At 68.7% G+C, this 15,375-nt stretch carries 13 protein-coding genes; 6 read left to right on the top strand and 7 right to left on the bottom strand.

All coding sequences use genetic code 11. The features are described from left to right. The first annotated feature begins 218 nt into the window (after positions 1-218). Positions 219-1,328, top strand: a complete 1,110-nt coding sequence (locus ACSAMQ_RS11835) for a glycoside hydrolase family 99 protein (protein ID WP_435395830.1) — start codon at positions 219-221, stop codon at positions 1,326-1,328. Between the two features lie 542 nt (positions 1,329-1,870). Here ACSAMQ_RS11835 and ACSAMQ_RS11830 read toward each other — a convergent pair. Both ACSAMQ_RS11830 and ACSAMQ_RS11825 read right to left on the bottom strand, forming a co-directional pair. Continuing rightward, complete coding sequence (locus tag ACSAMQ_RS11830) at positions 1,871-2,413, bottom strand: response regulator transcription factor (protein ID WP_435395829.1); 543 nt, start codon at positions 2,411-2,413, stop codon at positions 1,871-1,873. Then, positions 2,410-3,618: an ATP-binding protein gene (locus ACSAMQ_RS11825; protein ID WP_435395828.1), complete on the bottom strand. Its 1,209-nt coding sequence runs from the start codon at positions 3,616-3,618 to the stop codon at positions 2,410-2,412. The genes ACSAMQ_RS11830 and ACSAMQ_RS11825 overlap by 4 nt, the downstream gene beginning before the upstream one ends. A 244-nt stretch (positions 3,619-3,862) precedes the next feature. Between ACSAMQ_RS11825 and ACSAMQ_RS11820 the strand changes: the two genes are divergently transcribed. Continuing rightward, positions 3,863-4,258 (top strand): hypothetical protein, encoded by a 396-nt coding sequence (locus tag ACSAMQ_RS11820; RefSeq protein ID WP_435395827.1) that lies wholly within the window; start codon positions 3,863-3,865, stop codon positions 4,256-4,258. Positions 4,259-4,374: 116 nt separating this feature from the next. Here ACSAMQ_RS11820 and ACSAMQ_RS11815 read toward each other — a convergent pair whose 3' ends face one another. Further along, positions 4,375-7,119, bottom strand: coding sequence for a TonB-dependent receptor plug domain-containing protein (locus tag ACSAMQ_RS11815; protein ID WP_435395826.1), 2,745 nt, complete (start codon positions 7,117-7,119; stop codon positions 4,375-4,377). Positions 7,120-7,597: 478 nt separating this feature from the next. Here ACSAMQ_RS11815 and ACSAMQ_RS11810 point away from each other — a divergent pair, with 478 nt between their 5' ends. Further along, positions 7,598-9,355, top strand: coding sequence for a DUF1800 domain-containing protein (locus ACSAMQ_RS11810; protein WP_435395825.1), 1,758 nt, complete (start codon positions 7,598-7,600; stop codon positions 9,353-9,355). Between the two features lie 12 nt (positions 9,356-9,367). Further along, on the top strand, positions 9,368-10,801 hold the full coding sequence (locus ACSAMQ_RS11805; protein ID WP_435395824.1) for a DUF1501 domain-containing protein: 1,434 nt from the start codon (positions 9,368-9,370) through the stop codon (positions 10,799-10,801). Positions 10,802-10,906: 105 nt separating this feature from the next. Here ACSAMQ_RS11805 and ACSAMQ_RS11800 read toward each other — a convergent pair whose 3' ends face one another. Beyond that, a complete protein-coding gene (locus ACSAMQ_RS11800) occupies positions 10,907-11,812 on the bottom strand; it encodes a LysR family transcriptional regulator (protein WP_435395823.1) in 906 nt (301 codons plus the stop codon). A 130-nt stretch (positions 11,813-11,942) separates the two neighbouring features. Here ACSAMQ_RS11800 and ACSAMQ_RS11795 point away from each other — a divergent pair, with 130 nt between their 5' ends. Further along, positions 11,943-12,740: an SDR family oxidoreductase gene (locus tag ACSAMQ_RS11795; protein ID WP_435395822.1), complete on the top strand. Its 798-nt coding sequence runs from the start codon at positions 11,943-11,945 to the stop codon at positions 12,738-12,740. 52 nt (positions 12,741-12,792) lie between these two features. Here ACSAMQ_RS11795 and ACSAMQ_RS11790 read toward each other — a convergent pair whose 3' ends face one another. Beyond that, positions 12,793-13,233 (bottom strand): hypothetical protein, encoded by a 441-nt coding sequence (locus ACSAMQ_RS11790; protein ID WP_435395821.1) that lies wholly within the window; start codon positions 13,231-13,233, stop codon positions 12,793-12,795. After that, positions 13,230-13,880, bottom strand: a complete 651-nt coding sequence (locus ACSAMQ_RS11785; RefSeq protein WP_435395820.1) for a DUF5671 domain-containing protein — start codon at positions 13,878-13,880, stop codon at positions 13,230-13,232. The genes ACSAMQ_RS11790 and ACSAMQ_RS11785 overlap by 4 nt, the downstream gene beginning before the upstream one ends. Before the next feature lie 349 nt (positions 13,881-14,229). Between ACSAMQ_RS11785 and ACSAMQ_RS11780 the strand changes: the two genes are divergently transcribed. After that, positions 14,230-14,691 carry a nuclear transport factor 2 family protein gene (locus ACSAMQ_RS11780; protein WP_435395819.1) on the top strand — a complete coding sequence of 154 codons (462 nt, stop codon included), beginning with the start codon at positions 14,230-14,232 and terminating at the stop codon, positions 14,689-14,691. Positions 14,692-14,811: 120 nt separating this feature from the next. Here the strand turns inward: ACSAMQ_RS11780 and ACSAMQ_RS11775 are convergent, their stop codons facing one another. Beyond that, positions 14,812-15,255 carry a helix-turn-helix transcriptional regulator gene (locus tag ACSAMQ_RS11775; protein WP_435395818.1) on the bottom strand — a complete coding sequence of 148 codons (444 nt, stop codon included), beginning with the start codon at positions 15,253-15,255 and terminating at the stop codon, positions 14,812-14,814. Between the last annotated feature and the right edge of the window lie 120 nt (positions 15,256-15,375).

The raw sequence follows: 15,375 nt of genomic DNA, 5'->3' as shown, positions 1-15,375 counted from the left end.
CGGCCAGGCTGGCGTCGGCGGATCCAAAAAAATCCAAACGAATCAAAAAATATCCGTCCTCGACGCGGCGCCCGCGAACGCAGCCGCGAAATCGCCGGGCGGCCGATGCGTTTGGACAATTTCGACAAGGGCAAAACCGCGCGCCGGCGCGCTGCGGACGCTGTGCGCGACGCTCGCGGCGCCCTATAGTCGGCCGGTCGTCGCTGCCCTACTCGCCCATGCGCCTGTGCTTGCTGCGTTGTCTGTTGTCGTTCGTCTCGCTGCTGTCGCCCTTGCTCGCCTCGGCGGCCGATGCGCGACCGTCCTTGAACCCGCGCGCGATCGCCTTCTACTACAACTGGTACGGCAGCCCCAAGCTCGACGGCGCGCCGTTGCACTGGGCGCACGACGTGCTGCGCGAGAACGACCGCGACCGGACCACCAAACGCCTGCCCGGCGGCGGCGATATCTCGGCCAACTTCTATCCGCAGCTCGGCGAGTACAGCAGCGCCGACCCGGCGGTGATCGAGCGGCACATGGCGATGATCGCCTCGGCGCGGATCGGCTTGATCGCGGTGACCTGGCTGGGCGTCGACGACACGAGCTTCAAGAGCCTGCGCCCGCTGTTCGAGGCCGCGCAACGCCACGGCGTGCGCATCTGCTTCCAGATCGAGCCGGCCGCGCGCAAGACCGCCGCCGATGCGCGCGCCTCGATCCGTTATCTGGTCGAGACCTTCGGCGCGCACCCGGCCTTCTATCGCGATCCCGACAGCCGGCGCCCGCTGTTTTTCGTCTACGACTCCTACGTCATCGACGCCAAGGACTGGGCGCAGGTGCTGGGCCGCGACGGCGCCGACAGCATCCGCGGCACCGCCTTCGATGCCGACGTGCTCGGCCTGTGGGTCGGCGCCGACGAACACGCCTTCTTCGAGCAGTCCGGCTTCGACGGCTTCTACACCTACTTCGCCAGCCGCGGCTTCAGCTACGGCGCCACGCCGGAGCATTGGCCCGAGCTGCAGCGGTGGGCCAAACAGCACGGCAAACTTTTCATTCCCTCGGTCGGCCCGGGCTACATCGACACCCGCGTGCGCCCCTGGAACGCCAAGAACACCCAGGACCGCGACGGCGGCCGCTATTACGACGCGATGTTCGAGGCGGCGATCGACAGCGGCGCGCCGTTCATCGGCATCACCTCGTTCAACGAATGGCACGAAGGCACCCAGATCGAACCGGCGGTGACGTTCAAGCACCCGGCCTTCGAGTATCTGGATTACGCGCCGCGCGCGCCGGAGTACTACCTCGAACGCACCGCACATTGGTTGCAGCGGTATAAGCCCACCGCCAAGTAGCGCCGCACCGTTTCAAGGCAGGAGCGGCGCAAGCCGCGACCGTGAATTGCGGCGCGGCGCTGGCTGGAAACCCCGCGGTCGCGACTTGCGGCGCTCCTACAAGGGGCCTGACGACTGCGCGGTTTTCCGGGCTCCAGGGTGACTCGCTCCCTGTAGGAGCGGTGCGAGCCGCGACTGCATAGCGTGGCCTGCGGCGCGAGCTGGAAACCCCGCGGTCGCGACTTGCGTCGCTCCTACAAGGGGCCTGACGACTGCGCAGTTTTCCGGGCTCCAGGTGAGTCGCTTCCTGTACGAGCGGCGTGAGCCGCGACTGCATAGCGTGGCCTGCGGCGCGAGCTGGGAACACCGCGGTCGCGACTTACGTCGCTCCTACAAGGGGGGGGGGCGACCGCAAGCCGCGACAACGCCGCCGCAGAGCCGACGCGACACGATGAAAAGGGTCGGGGCTGGAGCGCTCTCCACCAGACCGGACTGACGAGGCCGCCCGAAATGGCGCGGGCGCGGCTTGCGCCGCTCCTGCCCTTGGAGCGCGAGCAGTTCGGTTAACGCTCGCGCACCGGCCGCTTGGCCAGGCGCCGCTGCAGGGTGCGGCGGTCGACCCCGAGCACGCGCGCGGCGGCGGACACATTGCCGCCGCATTCGCTCAGCACGCGCTGCACGTGCTCCCAACCCTGGCGCCGCAAAGATTGCGGGTCGAGCGGCGGTTCCGGCGGCGGCGCTTCCGCCGCGGCCGACTCGAACGACTGCGTCAGCGCTTCGATGTCGAAGGGCTTGGGCAGGTAGTTCCAGGCGCCGCGGCGCATCGCGTCGACCGCGGTGGCGATGCTGGCATAGCCGGTGGCGAGCACGATCCGCGCTTGCGGGCAACGCTCGCGCAGGCCGCGGATCAGCAGCAGGCCGTTGTCGGCGCCGAGCTTGAGGTCGAGCACGATGCCCTCGGGCGCGAATCCGTCCAGCGCCGCCAGCGCGCTCGCGGCGTCGTGGCGGGCCTGCACCTCGACGCCGCGGCGCTGCAGCAGCCGCGCCAGCACTTGGCAGAACGCCAGGTCGTCGTCGATCAACAGCAAGCGCGCGGGCAGGCTCACGGCGCCGGCCCGGTCAGCGGCAGGTCGACTTCGGTGACGCAGCCGCCGCCGTCGCGTTCGAACTGGCGCACGCGGCCGCGGCTGCGTTCGATGCTGGCCTTGGAGATCATCAGGCCGATGCCGAGCCCCGGGCCCTCGGCGTCGTGGCGCGGGCGCGCGGCGATACCGGCCGGGCCGGCGCCGCGGTCGAGAATCGTCACCACCAGCCAGCCCTCGCGTACCTGGGTACTCACCTCGACCGGCTCGTCGCGGCCGCGCGCGGCATTGGCGTCGGCGGCGTTGTTGATCAGGTTGATCAACGCCTGCGGCAGCGCCGCGTCGATGCGCACCTCGCGCTCGGCCGCGCCGCCGCGGAACACCGCGGTCGCATTCGGCCGCAGCAGGCGCCAGCGGTCGACGCAGGCATGGACGAAGCGGTCGGCATCCTCGACGGTGGCTTCGCCGGCGGCGCCGCGGCGCGCCATCTCGGCCAGCGCGCGCACATGCTCGCGGCAATGCGCGAGCTGGCCGCGCAACAGTTCGACGTCCTCGCGCGCCGGCGGCGCCTCGCTGGCGATCCAGTCGTCGACTAGCAGGCTCATCGTCGCCAGCGGCGTATTGAGTTCGTGCGCGGTGCCGGCGGCGAGCGAGCCGAGCGCCGACAGCGACTCGTCGCGGATCGCGCGTTCGCGCGCCTCCGACAAGCGCCGGCGCTGATCGCGCACGATCGCCATGAAGCGGCTCAACACCACCCCCATGATCCCGGCCGAGAGCAGGAAGTTGACCCACATGCCGGTGACGTGCAGTTCGAAATCGCTGCCGTGCACGTGCGGCAGCGGCACGTGATGCCTCAGCAGCCAGGTGTAGAGCGCCGCGGTCAGCACGGTCAGGCCGAGCATCGGCGCGATTTCCAGGCCGATCGCCGCCACCGCCACCGGCACCAGGTACAACGACACGAAGGGGTTGGCCGGGCCGCCGGAGAAATACAGCAGGGCGGTCAGAGTCAGCAAATCGACCAGCAACTGCAGAATCAGCGCGCGCGTGCCGGCGTGGCGATGGCGCAGCCACCACACATGGCTGGCCAGGTTGAAGGCCAGCAGGCCGGCCGAAATCGCCAGCAGCGGCCTGACCGGAATCGGCAGGTTCAGGCGCTCGACCACGTAGGCGACCGTGAGCACCTGCCCGGCCACCGCCATGTATCGCAAGTAGATCAGCAGGTGCAGCAAGACGGTGTCCGTGAACGCGATGCGGCGATTATCGCATCGCGCCAATCGACCACGCGACGCACCACACCGCCCGGAGGCGAGTTCGCAGTCGCCTGCGTCAATCGGTCGCAGCCCAGGTCGACCCAGCGCCTGTCAGTTCCGACAACCCGCGGCCCCGTCCGCTGCCTGCGCGCTATTCTCGACCGGCCAGAATCGTCTGGCCATCTCAGGAACGGACCTCATGAAATCAAAGGGATCGGCTCTCATGAACACCGTGTTCGGAGGCGTCCTCGTCGCCGCCTCCGCCTTCGCACCGGCCGCGGCGCAGCCCGGCGCCCAGGCCCTCACCGGGCCGGTGCTGTATTGCTTCGTCAGCCCGAACGAGCAGCCGCCGGTGGGCAACTTCGGCCGCTGTACTTCGTTTTATCCGGCCAGCAGCTACACCGCCGAGTTCGAGATCCGCAATCTGCCCGCCGGCGCCTACAGCTATGTCTGGACCACCGAACTGGGCTTGGTGCTGCCTTGCACCACCTCGCGCTGCAGCCAGCGATATCGCGGCGGCATGGCGATCTCGGACATCGTCAACGTGACCTACACCAACCTGGCCACCGGCGAGGCCAAGACCTTGAGCCGCTCGCTGGCGATCAACGGGCCGTTCTGAGCGCACGCTCGGCCGCATCGGCTGGATACGAGAAAGCGGGCCGGGGCCCGCTTTCTCTTTGCCCTGGCGCTATCCGCCGACGACGCGAGTCCTGCGCGTGCGCCGGTGCCGCGTCCTCAGCGGAAACGGTAGTCGAGTTCCAGCCAGAACTGGCGGCCGTAAGGGTCGTAGTTGCCGACCGGATAGAACGGCCAGCCGCCGCCGCTGCGGTCCGCCGGCGGCCTGGAGTCGCGCAGGTTGTTGACGATGAAGGCGATCGAGCCGCGTTCGTTGAAGCGATAGGAGACGCTGCCGTTGTAGCGCGTGTATGGGGCGATGCGGCCGCTGCCGTCGCTGTTGGGCAAGCTGCCGTAACGCAGGGCGACCAGGTTCGAGGTCCAGGGCCCGATGTTCCAGGTCACCCCGGCGTTGACCTTGCTGCGCCAGTCGGTCGCGTCGAGCGAATCGCGGCGGTTGGTCTTCTCGTCGTCGGAGAACTGCTGGTAATCGTGCTTGAGCACCAGGGTATAGCCCAGGCGGCTGCTGAAATCGCCGTAGCGGCCGGCGCTCCAGCGGAAGTTGCTCTTCAGGTCGATGCCGTCGGTGCGCTCCGAAGCGGCGTTGATCGCGTTGATCAACACGCGACGCACCTGGTTCGGTTGCACCGCGGCATCGGCCGGGTTGCGCAGCACGCGGCTCAACGCGTTGCGGCACAACGGCGAATTGATGTCGCGGCTCTCGCCGCCGACGGTCGCGCCGAGACGGCAGTCGGCCTCTTCGCGCAGGATACGGCTGCTGCTGAGATTGGTGACTTCGTCCTCGAGGCGGATGCTGTAGTAGTCGAGCGACACGTCGAAGCGTTCCGACGGCGACCAGACCAGGCCCACCCCGTAGGACTTGCCGCTTTCCGGCTTCAGGTCGCGGTTGCCGGCGCTGGTGTAGTCGATCGCCAGGCCCGAGTAATCGCAATCGTCGTAAGGCTGGCCGGCGGTGCGGCAACGCCAGTAGTCGGTCATGCCCGGGTTATAGCCACGCGTCTCCGCGGCGAAGATGTAGTTCATGTCCGGTGCGCGGAAGCTGGTCGAGGCGCTGCCGCGCAACAGCAGACTGTCGAACGGGCGGTATTCGAGGCCGAGGTTCCAGGTGCCCTTGCCGGACTTGCGCCCGGCGAATCGGAACTCGTCGTAGCGCGCCGCCGCCGATGCAGTCAGGCGGCTGAAGAGCGGTACGTTGATTTCGGCGCCGATGGCGTAGCGGTCCCGCTCGCCTTCGGCGCGCGTACCCGAACTGGTGTTCCAGAAGGTGCCGTTGCCCAGGCGCGCATCGGGGCGGTTGCTGTAGCCCTGGTTCCCGGCTTCGAGCACGCCGGCGAATCCGACCGTGCCGGCCGGCAGCTCGAACAGGTCGCCGTTGACGGTGAAACTGAGGTTCTGAATCCAGGCCGCGTTCTGGCTTTCGTAGAAGCCGGTCAGGCGTTGGTAGTCGGCCGGGGTCAGCGGTCGATACAGGCGCGCGGGATCGGGGTTGTACACCCCGATGCCGTTGCGCGTGCCCAGGCGCGGGCCGAGATAGAACTCGTTGATGCCGCTGAGAAACTGGCGGCGCTTGGTTCGGTTTTCGTAGCGGCCGCGATTGTAGGCGAGCTCATAGTCCCAGCCCGACTCGCCGAAGCTGCCGCGCAGGCCGGTGGTGAAGGCCCAGGAGCGTTCGAGGAAGCGGTTGTTGTTGGCGTGCGCCGAGCCGATCTCTTCCGGCGCGATGCGGCGGTACCAGATTTCGTTGAGGCCGCTGGCCTGGTTGTAGAAGTAGTTGTTGTCCGAGGTCCAGCTCGGCGCGCGGGTGTTGTTCTCGATGCTGGACACGCCTAACTGCAGGTCGGCGAACACCTCGGTGCGGTCGCTCAGGCGCCAGGTCAGCGAGCCGTAGGCATCGGCGTTCTTCTTCTGGGTCTGCACGGTCCAGAACGCCGGCGAGGCTTCGTTGCTGCCGCAGTACCAGCCCTGGCGCGGATTGCGCGTGCGCTGCACCGAGCCGTGATACAGCCCGGAGACCGCATCGCAACCCGCTCCGGGGTCGATGAACCCGTTGCTTTGCGCGTTGCGCCGGAACGCCACCTGGGTCGGCAACAGCGCCGTGCCGGCAGGCTGGTCGAGCAAGGAATCCATGAAGTCGCGCTGGTCGCCCCAGATCGCCTGGCGATGCAGCAGCTCGATGCCGAACACTGCGTCGAACCGGTCGCCCGACGCGCCGCTGACCACCTGCAGCCGCTGGTTCTGGCCGCCGCCCTGCTCGGTGCCGCCGACGCGCAAGTTGACCTCGGTGCCTTCGAACTTGTCCTTGAGGATGATGTTGACCACGCCGGCGACCGCGTCCGAGCCGTAGATCGCCGAGGCGCCGCCGGCCAGCACTTCGATGCGCTTGATCAGCGCAGTCGGGATGTTGGCGAGGTTGACGACGTTGACCGAGCCTTCGTAGGCGAGCGGGTAGTCGACCAGGCGCCGGCCGTTGACCAGCACCAGGGTGTGGTTGGGGCCGAAGCCTCGCAGGTTGATGGTGTTGGCCGCCGGGGTGAAGGTATTGCCGAAGTCCTCGCCCTGCACCGAGCCGGTGTTCTGGGTCAGCGCGCTGATCGCATCGAAGGCGCTGCGATAGCCCTGCGCGTCGATCTCTTCCTTGCTGATGACGGTGACCGGCGAGGGCCCTTCCAGGGTCGCGCGCGGAATGCGCGAGCCGGTCACCACGACTTGTTCGAGATCGGTCGCGGCCCGCTCGGCGGGCGGAGCGTCCTGGGCTATGGCAGCGCCGGACGCGGCGATCGCCGGCAGGGCCAGGGCAAGAAGAACGGAAAGCGGTCGGCGTCGCAGCCGCAGGACAGCGTGCATGGGAAATCCTTGGCAGAAGGGGGTGCCAGGCCGCGGGGCATTGCGTTCCCCGGCGTCGCGGCTGGCGTGCGATTCATCTTTGTTGCTCTGCAGCAGACACTGAAATGAAGGCGCTGCATCTGCATATGGCGACCGGGAATTTGCCTTGCGCCGCAGAGCCTGCCGGCCGCGCGGGCACGGCGTTGTGCGCTCGCGCACGAACCCGCTGCGAGCCGCTCGTGAAGACGGCGTCGGCAATTCGACAGAATCGGCAAAACTGCACGCTCTGCGTTCGCACACGTTCTCCTTGCTCGCGTGACGGCTCGCACGTCCATGCCGATAACTGCGCCATCGAGGTGAATTCGTCTTCACGGGTACGCACTCGAACAGTGACGCAGCGCATCCCAGGCCGGAATGATCTGTGACGCAACCGGGACTTTGCCGCTTGCCCGCGGCATAAGCTCGCGCTCCCCGACACGACCACGACAGGAGCGCGCCGATGACCCGCTCGATTACCGCCTCCGAACAGGCCGCGATCCGCGCTCGATTGCAGGATCGGTACGGCACGCTCGGACGCAGCACGCCGTCGAAAGCCGCACGCGCCAAACTCGAGGCGACGCGCGGCCCCGCGCCCGACGTGCAGGCCTCGCCGATGCTGGTCTCGCCGCTGGACCTGCCGCGTCCGCCGTTCGTGGTGCGCGCGCTCGCCAGCCTCAGCTACGGCGCCACCGCGCAATCGATCAGCGAGTTCAACGCGCTCGGCACCACCGATATCCAGCGCCTGGCCAACTACGTCGACTGGCAGCTGGACTGGGCCAACATCGACGACAGCGCGGTCGAGACGCGCTTGCTCAACGCCGGCTACACCACCCTGGGCAAGTCGCTGACCCAGTTGTGGGCCGACCACGTCAAGCCGAATCCGGTCTACGAAGTGCGCATGCGTCCGGCCTGGGAGGCGCAGCGCGCCGCGCTGGTGCGCGCGGTGCATTCCAAGCGCCAGCTGCGCGAGGTCATGGTCAACTTCTGGCACGACCATTTCAACGTCACCGCGAGCGACTACGACGCCGGCCCGGTCTACGTGCACTACCAGCGCGACGTGCTGCGCCCGCACGCGTTCGGCAATTTCCGCGCGATGCTCGAGGAAGTCGCCAAGAGCACCTCGATGCTCTACTACCTCGACAACGCCTCCAACACCCGCGCCGGCCCGAACGAAAACTTCGCCCGCGAGTTGCTGGAACTGCATACGCTCGGCGCCGAGCATTACCTGGGCTTCATGGACCCGTTCCAGGTCCCGCCGGATGCCGAAGACCCGACCTATCCGGCCGGCTACACCGACATCGACGTTTACGAAACCGCCTCGGCCTTCACCGGCTGGTCGATCAAGAACGGCCACTGGCAGTACCCGACCGAGAACGACGGCAACTTCGTCTATCGCCAGGCCTGGCACGACGCCGGCCCGAAGTTCCTGCTCGGCCGCATGCTCTATCCCGAGCAGCCGGCCTTGAAGGACGGGCGCGACGTGCTCGACCGTCTCGCCAGCCACCCGGGCGTGGCCCGCTTCATCTGCAAGAAACTGATCCGCCGCTTCGTCAGCGACACGCCCAGCCCGACCCTGGTGGCCAGCGCGGCGGCGATCTTCCGCCAGAACTGGCGCAGCCCCGACCAGATCGCGCTGACCGTTCGCCACATCGTTCTGTCGAGCGCGTTCGCGCAGGCCTGGGGGATGAAATCGCGGCGCCCGTTCGAAGCCGTCGCCGCGGCGATGCGCACGCTCGGCAGCGACTGGACGATCGCGGTCGGCACGCCGAAAAGCGACGAATTCGCCTGGCGCATGGGCTTCACCGGTCATGCGCCTTACGAATGGCCGGCGCCGAACGGCTATCCCGACACCCAGGCCGCGTGGTCGGGTTCGGGCAGTTACGCGATGACCTGGAAGATTCTCAACTGGATCACCGAAGCCCAAGACGGCGGCGTGCCGATGGCGCCGATCCTGGCGACCACGCGCAGCAAGGTGCCGTCGTGGACGCCGACCAAGCTGGTCGATTTCTGGTGCAAGCGCATCCTCGGCTATCTGCCGACCGCGGCGCGGCGCCAGACCCTGATCGCCTTCATGGCCCAGAACGGCGACCCGCTCAGCTACGTGGTCACCGACACCAACACCTGGGCGGCGAACGACCTCAAGCGCCACTACAACCAGGACCGGTTGCGCAGCATGGTCTCGCTGATCCTGATGTCGCCCGAATTCCTCAGCCGCTAGCAGGCCGCCGACATGACGCTGACCCGACGCGAGTTTCTCAAAGGCACCGCCGCCGTCACCGCCGGTGCGGTAGGCGGCCCCGCCCTGCTGTTCGCCAATCCGGCCTTCGCCGCCGCCAACGGTCACGACACCGTCGTGCACCTGTTCCTGCGCGGCGGCCTGGACGGCCTCAACCTGGTCGTGCCGATCAGCGGCAACGACCGCAGCTTCTACGAACAGGCGCGGCCTAACCTGTCGATCGCCGCGACCGGCACCTACGCCGCGCTGCCGTTGACGCTCGGCACCGGCGCGGCGACCGGCTTCGGCCTGCACCCTTCCGCGAGCGGCCTGCGCGATCTGTGGAACGCCGGCCACCTCGCCATCGTGCACGGCTGCGGCCTCGCCACCAGCGTGACCCGCAGTCACTTCGACGCGCAGTTGTACATCGACCTGGGCACGCCCGGGCAACAAGGCATCGGCAGCGGTTGGCTGACGCGCGCGATGAACACCCAGCCCAACCTCAGCGGCGCGGAAAAACTGCCGGCGCTCGGGGTGGCCTCGCGGCAACCGGCCGGGCTGCTCGCGTCGGTGCAGGCGCTGACCATGGCCAGCCCGAGCGATTTCGCCCTCAATGCCGGCGCCTGGTCGTGGCAGACCGCGCGGCCGGATTCGCCGGTGGGCTTCCGCGGGGTCAACGAAACCCTGGCCGGCCTGTGGGCGGGCACGACCGCGCTCGAACTCGGCGGCCAACGCGCCGACCGCGCCTTGCAGGTGATCGCGCGCCAGTCCTACAGCGCGCCGCCGGCCGGCTGGCCGACCAGCGGTTTCGCGCAACAGCTATGGACCATCGCCCAGTCGATCCAGTTCGACCTCGGCCTGCACTACGCCACCTTGGATCTGGGCGGCTGGGACACCCACGACGGCCAGGGCACCGCCGGTAGCGGCTACCACTACTACCAGAACAAGATCGCCGAACTCTCGCAGGCCTTGTCGGCGTTCTATGCCGCGCTCGATGCGAGCGGACACGCCTCGCGCGTGACCGTGGTGGTGCAGTCCGAATTCGGCCGCCGCGTGCGCGCCAACGCCAACGGCGGCACCGACCACGGCTACGGCAATCCGGTGCTGGTGCTCGGCGGCCCGGTCAACGGCCGGCGTTTCTACGGCACCTGGTCCGGGCTCGATCCGGAAATCCTGTCGCCGCATTTCGGCGATGTGCCGGTGACCACCGATCACCGCCAGGTGCTGTCGGAGATCCTGGTGCGCCGGATGGGCAATACCGACCTCGCCACGGTGTTCCCCGGCTACACCGGCTATGCACCGCTCGGCCTCGTGCGCGACTTCGGCACGGTCGCGAAACCGCTGCCGGAGCTGCGCCGGCTGTACAAACCGGCCGCGAAACCGGCCGCGGTGGACGATCCGGATCTGCTGGAGCGCTTGCTGCGCTACGTGCGGGAACTGGTCGACTGAGCGAGAGCGCTCGCTGTCTGTTCGCTTTCCTTGTCGCAACCCGAGTTTCCCCTTCCCCCCTTTGAAAGGGGGCCAAGGGGAATTGCGGTTGCTCCAAACGACCGTCTACGCCCCCGCGAACTTCTCCGCGAACAGCACCGACACCCAATCCACGAACACGCGCACGCGCGGCGACAGCTGCCGGTGCTGCGGATACAGCACCGACACCGGCACGCCGGCGCTGCGGTATTCGTCCAACACCTCCACCAGACGGCCATCGCGCAGATAGGGTTCGATGTGATGCCGCGGCAACTGGATCAGCCCGCAGCCGCGCAAGGCCGCGGCGACATAGCATCCGGCCTCGTCGACCGAAATCCACGAGTTCAGCGCGATCTCGCGCGGCTCGCCGTCTACGATGAACTCGAACGGATAACGCAGCTCGCGATCGCGCGAGAAAAACCCCACCGCCTGGTGCGCCGACAACTCGTCCGGATGCCGCGGGGTGCCGAACTGCGCCAGATACTCGGGGCTCGCGCAGGTCGCTTCCGGCATCACCGCCAGGCGCTTGGCCACCAGCGAGGAATCGCGCGGATTACCGGAGCGCACCACGCAGTCGATGCCCTCGCGGACCAGGTCGACCAGGCGGTCGCCGCTGCTGATCGCCAGGTCGACGTGCGGATAGCGGGCGCGGAATTCGTTGATGCGCGGCAGGATGATCCCGGTCGCGTGCGAGCCGTGCAGGTCCAGGCGCAGGGTGCCGCGCGGATGGCTCGCGATCGAGCGCAGCGCCGAATCGGCGTCGTCGAGTTCGGCGAGCACGTGCACGCAACGTTCGTAATAGGCCCGGCCGTCGAGGGTCGGCCGCACCTGGCGCGTGGTGCGTTCGAGCAGCCGCACGCCCAGGCTCGCTTCCAGTTCCTTGATCGCATGAGTCGCGGTGGCCTTGGGCAGGTCGAGCACGCCGGCGGCGCGGGTGAAGCTGCCGAGTTCGACGATGCGGGTGAACAGGCGCAGGGCCTCGAAACGGTCCATGGCGGCGATCATTGTTGGCAATTATTGAATTGTATTGCCAATCCGGCATGGTTTATCCAGCCCCAGCCAATCAGCAGACTGCCTCCACCGCGGCACCTGGCATCCCGCCGCCGCCCACCGGAGCCCGCCCATGTCGACTACTCAGCCTGCCTCGAATCCATCGGCCAAGACCCGATCAGGGCAAACCCAGCCAGCGCAAACCCGGACCGCGCTGGTCACCGGCGCCTCGCGCGGCATCGGCCGCGCCATCGCCCTGCGCCTGGCCGCCGACGGCTACGCGGCGATCGTCAACTACGCCGGCAACGCCGCCGCGGCCGAGGCCGTGGTCGCGCAGATCCGCGACGCCGGCGGCCAGGCCATAGCCGCCCAGGGCGATGTCGCCGATCCGGCCGCGATGGAGCGCGTGTTCGCCCTCGCCCTGCAGACCTACGGTCGCCTCGATGCAGTGGTCAACAGCGCCGGCGTCATGCCCTACGTGCCGATCCAGGGCGGCGACCTGGCCGAGTTCGACCGCGTCATCGGCACCAACCTGCGCGGCAGCTTCGTCGTGCTCGGCCTGGCCGCGCAACACCTGCGCGACGGCGGCCGCATCGTCGCCCTGTCGACCAGCGTGATCGGCAAGGCCTTTCCTACCTACGGCCCCTACATCGCCTCCAAGGCCGGCGTCGAAGGCCTGGTGCACGTACTCGCCAACGAACTGCGCGGCCGCAACATCACCGTCAACGCGGTCGCTCCCGGCCCGGTCGCGACCGAGCTGTTCCTCAACGGCAAGAACGAAGAGCAGATCGCCCATTTCCGCGGCCTGGCCCCATTGGAACGGCTCGGCACGCCGGAGGAAATCGCCGCGGCCGTGTCCTTCCTCGCCGGCCCGGACGGCAGCTGGGTGAACTCGCAGGTGCTGCGCGTCAACGGCGGCTATGTTTTCTGAGCGTCCTCGCCGCGGCCGCAGGCGCCAGCCTGTCCGCGCCAGCGCCACCGCCTCAGTTATCGGGCTTGGACGCGTCGCGCTCGAAGCAATGCTCGCCGGCCGGATGGCGCCAGCTGCGCGGGTAGCCGACGGCCGCGGCGCGACGCCCGGCGTCCTCGCGTCCGGTGTCGGTGGCGAAGGTCGCGCACAACCGGAAGCGGCCGGCCTCGCCGGCAAGATAGCGATACGGCGCGGCGGTGACCGGGTCGACCGTGCTGAGGGCCACACCCGGCTGGTTCGCCAAGCTCGCCAGGTCCGGCGGCAGACGCGTGTGCCGTTTCCAGTAATCGCGCACCTCGTTGTTGATGCGGTCGAGCTCCTGGGTACGGCGTTGGTCGAGCCTGGCGTCGCGCTGCGCGCTCGGGCCGCCCATGACCGTGACCGCGGCCGTCACCGCCGCCGCGATCGCCACTGCGGCTGCGATCAGCAGCCATCGTCCGACCGGTGCGCTCATGCCGGGCCCTCCTCGCGGCGCAGGTCCCACAGGTAGTAACCGAACACGCTGCCGGCGATGCCCGCGACCACCAGCACCTTCAGCACGAAACGCAGGCTCAGCTCGCCGCCGAGCAGGTTGAAGACCAGCGCGGTCATGTCGCCGATCAACACGGTCGCGGCGATGAACAAGGTCAGGTAGGTCAGCCAGCGCCGCACCGGCGACAGCCGCTTGATCGGATGCCGGGCGACGTCCCGCGCGACCCGGTGCGCGACGAACACGAACACCGGGAAAGCGATCACCAGCGCCGACACCGACCAGCGCAGCGAGTCGTCGACGCTCTTGCGCCAGAATTCGTAGCTGGTGTCGGCGGCGTCGGGCCGGGCGAGGTTGATCAGGTCGAACAACAGGCTGCCCAGGTTGTAGGCGACGAAATACAGGGTGCTGAACATCACCAGGTAGGCGAAGGCCTCGCGCGCCGACAGCGAGGCGCGCGGCTTCGGCACCGGCAACACGAAACCGACGTCGGCATAGGCGTCGAGCGCACCGCGGGTCTGCTCGGCGCTCCAGCCGGCCGCCGCCAGGGCCTGCGCCGTCGCCTCCTTGGTTTGCCCACGCAACAAGGCTTCGCGTACGAAGTTCTCCAGTTCCAGACTTCCCGAGGCCATGGCCGAGGCTCCTTAGAGGACGGCCGAATGTAGCAGCGACGCGGCCGCTGCGCGCGACTGCCGGCGAGGTAGCGGAAAACGCTACCCGCAGGACCGGACGTCGCTACGCCGAGTGCTCGCTGCCGTGCCGGGCTTCCGCGGCGGCGCGTGCCGCCGTTCGTCGACGGTGGCCGTGGCCGCGCCCAAATGCGGCTATATTCCGCGAAAGCGCGATCGACGGTCCGGCGGAACCGCGCCAGCCATCGCCGCCGCCCGCACATGCCGCCGACCACCGCGCGCCCGCCACAACACGTCCACCACAGGCCGAGCCATGCGCCATACAGACGATCCAAGGCCCGCGCGGCGCTTGATGCTGGCAACGGTACTGGCCCTGCCGCTGCCCTGGTGCGGCGCCGCGCAAGCGCAGGCGCTGCCCTCGCCTGCGGCGGAAACGAGCAAGCGCGTGCCCGAAGCATCCGTAGAAGACTACGCCGCGATTCGCAGGGTGCTCGAGCGTTACCTCCAGGCCGGTCGCGAGGGCAACAGCGAACTCATGCGCGCCGCATTCCTGCCGCAGGCGACCATCCATGGCCTCGCGGCCGACGGCAGCCTCAGCGGCGGCCCGATCCGCAGCCTGTTCGACTACATCGACAGCGCGCCCGCGGCCAGGCAACTGCAGGCGCAGATCGTTTCGATCGAGATCGTCGGCACTATCGCCCAGGCGCGGGTCGAGTCCGACCAGTGGAACGGGGCGCGCTACAGCGACCTGTTCCAACTGTTGAAGCTCGGCGGCGAGTGGAAGATCCTCAGCAAGATCTACCACACCCACTGAGGGCGGCCGCTCCATCACGGCGTCGCAACGGCACTCTCCTGCAACAGCGGCGCAAGCCGCGGCCGCGCTGCGACGGCCATCGGCGCATCGATCCATCGCCATCGGTCACCGCGGCGGACTTCAGGCCCTGCCCGGCTCCGGAGCCTCGCGATTGCGCACCGGCCGCATCACCTGCTTTTCCACGCACGGCGGCAAGCCTTCGGTCGTCAGCGCCGCTTCGCGCCGGTAGACGCTCGGCGGCACGCCGACCAGTTCGGCGAAGCGCGTACTGAAGGTGCCCAGCGACGAGCAACCCACTTCGAAGCAGACCTCGGTGACGCTGAGGTCGCCGCGGCGCAGCAGCGCCATCGCCCGCTCGATGCGCCGCGTCATCAGGTACGAGTACGGCGATTCGCCGTAGGCGGCGCGGAACTGCCGGCTCAGATGCCCGGCCGACATGCCTATGCCCTGGGCCAGCGCCTCGACATCGAGCGGTTGCGCGTATTCGCGGTCGATGCGGTCGCGCACGCGCCGCAATCGCACGAGGTCGCGCAAGTGAGTCGCGGTGTCGGAGCCGTTGGTCATCGGCGCGATCGTGCCATGGCGCGCGCCGGTGCGACCAGCGCCGCGAACGCGGCGCGCCATGAGGCAGCGCCGCGATCGCGGCGCGCCATGAGCCGGAGCCGCGAACGCGGCGTGCCACGA

The sequence above is a fragment of the Lysobacter sp. 1R34A genome (genome assembly GCF_051217035.1).
Lineage (GTDB): Bacteria > Pseudomonadota > Gammaproteobacteria > Xanthomonadales > Xanthomonadaceae > Lysobacter.
This window is presented reverse-complemented; position numbering and strand designations above follow the sequence as displayed.

Excerpts from the sequence above, each read along its gene's own strand:
- ACSAMQ_RS11835 (WP_435395830.1), top strand. The coding sequence starts at position 219 with ATGCGCCTGTGCTTGCTGCGTTGTCTGTTGTCGTTCGTCTCGCTGCTG.
- ACSAMQ_RS11790 (WP_435395821.1), bottom strand. The coding sequence starts at position 13,233 with ATGAGCGCACCGGTCGGACGATGGCTGCTGATCGCAGCCGCAGTGGCG.
- ACSAMQ_RS11820 (WP_435395827.1), top strand. The coding sequence starts at position 3,863 with ATGAACACCGTGTTCGGAGGCGTCCTCGTCGCCGCCTCCGCCTTCGCA.
- ACSAMQ_RS11805 (WP_435395824.1), top strand. The coding sequence starts at position 9,368 with ATGACGCTGACCCGACGCGAGTTTCTCAAAGGCACCGCCGCCGTCACC.
- ACSAMQ_RS11795 (WP_435395822.1), top strand. The coding sequence starts at position 11,943 with ATGTCGACTACTCAGCCTGCCTCGAATCCATCGGCCAAGACCCGATCA.
- ACSAMQ_RS11815 (WP_435395826.1), bottom strand. The coding sequence starts at position 7,119 with ATGCACGCTGTCCTGCGGCTGCGACGCCGACCGCTTTCCGTTCTTCTT.
- ACSAMQ_RS11785 (WP_435395820.1), bottom strand. The coding sequence starts at position 13,880 with ATGGCCTCGGGAAGTCTGGAACTGGAGAACTTCGTACGCGAAGCCTTG.
- ACSAMQ_RS11775 (WP_435395818.1), bottom strand. The coding sequence starts at position 15,255 with ATGACCAACGGCTCCGACACCGCGACTCACTTGCGCGACCTCGTGCGA.
- ACSAMQ_RS11800 (WP_435395823.1), bottom strand. The coding sequence starts at position 11,812 with ATGGACCGTTTCGAGGCCCTGCGCCTGTTCACCCGCATCGTCGAACTC.
- ACSAMQ_RS11810 (WP_435395825.1), top strand. The coding sequence starts at position 7,598 with ATGACCCGCTCGATTACCGCCTCCGAACAGGCCGCGATCCGCGCTCGA.
- ACSAMQ_RS11780 (WP_435395819.1), top strand. The coding sequence starts at position 14,230 with ATGCTGGCAACGGTACTGGCCCTGCCGCTGCCCTGGTGCGGCGCCGCG.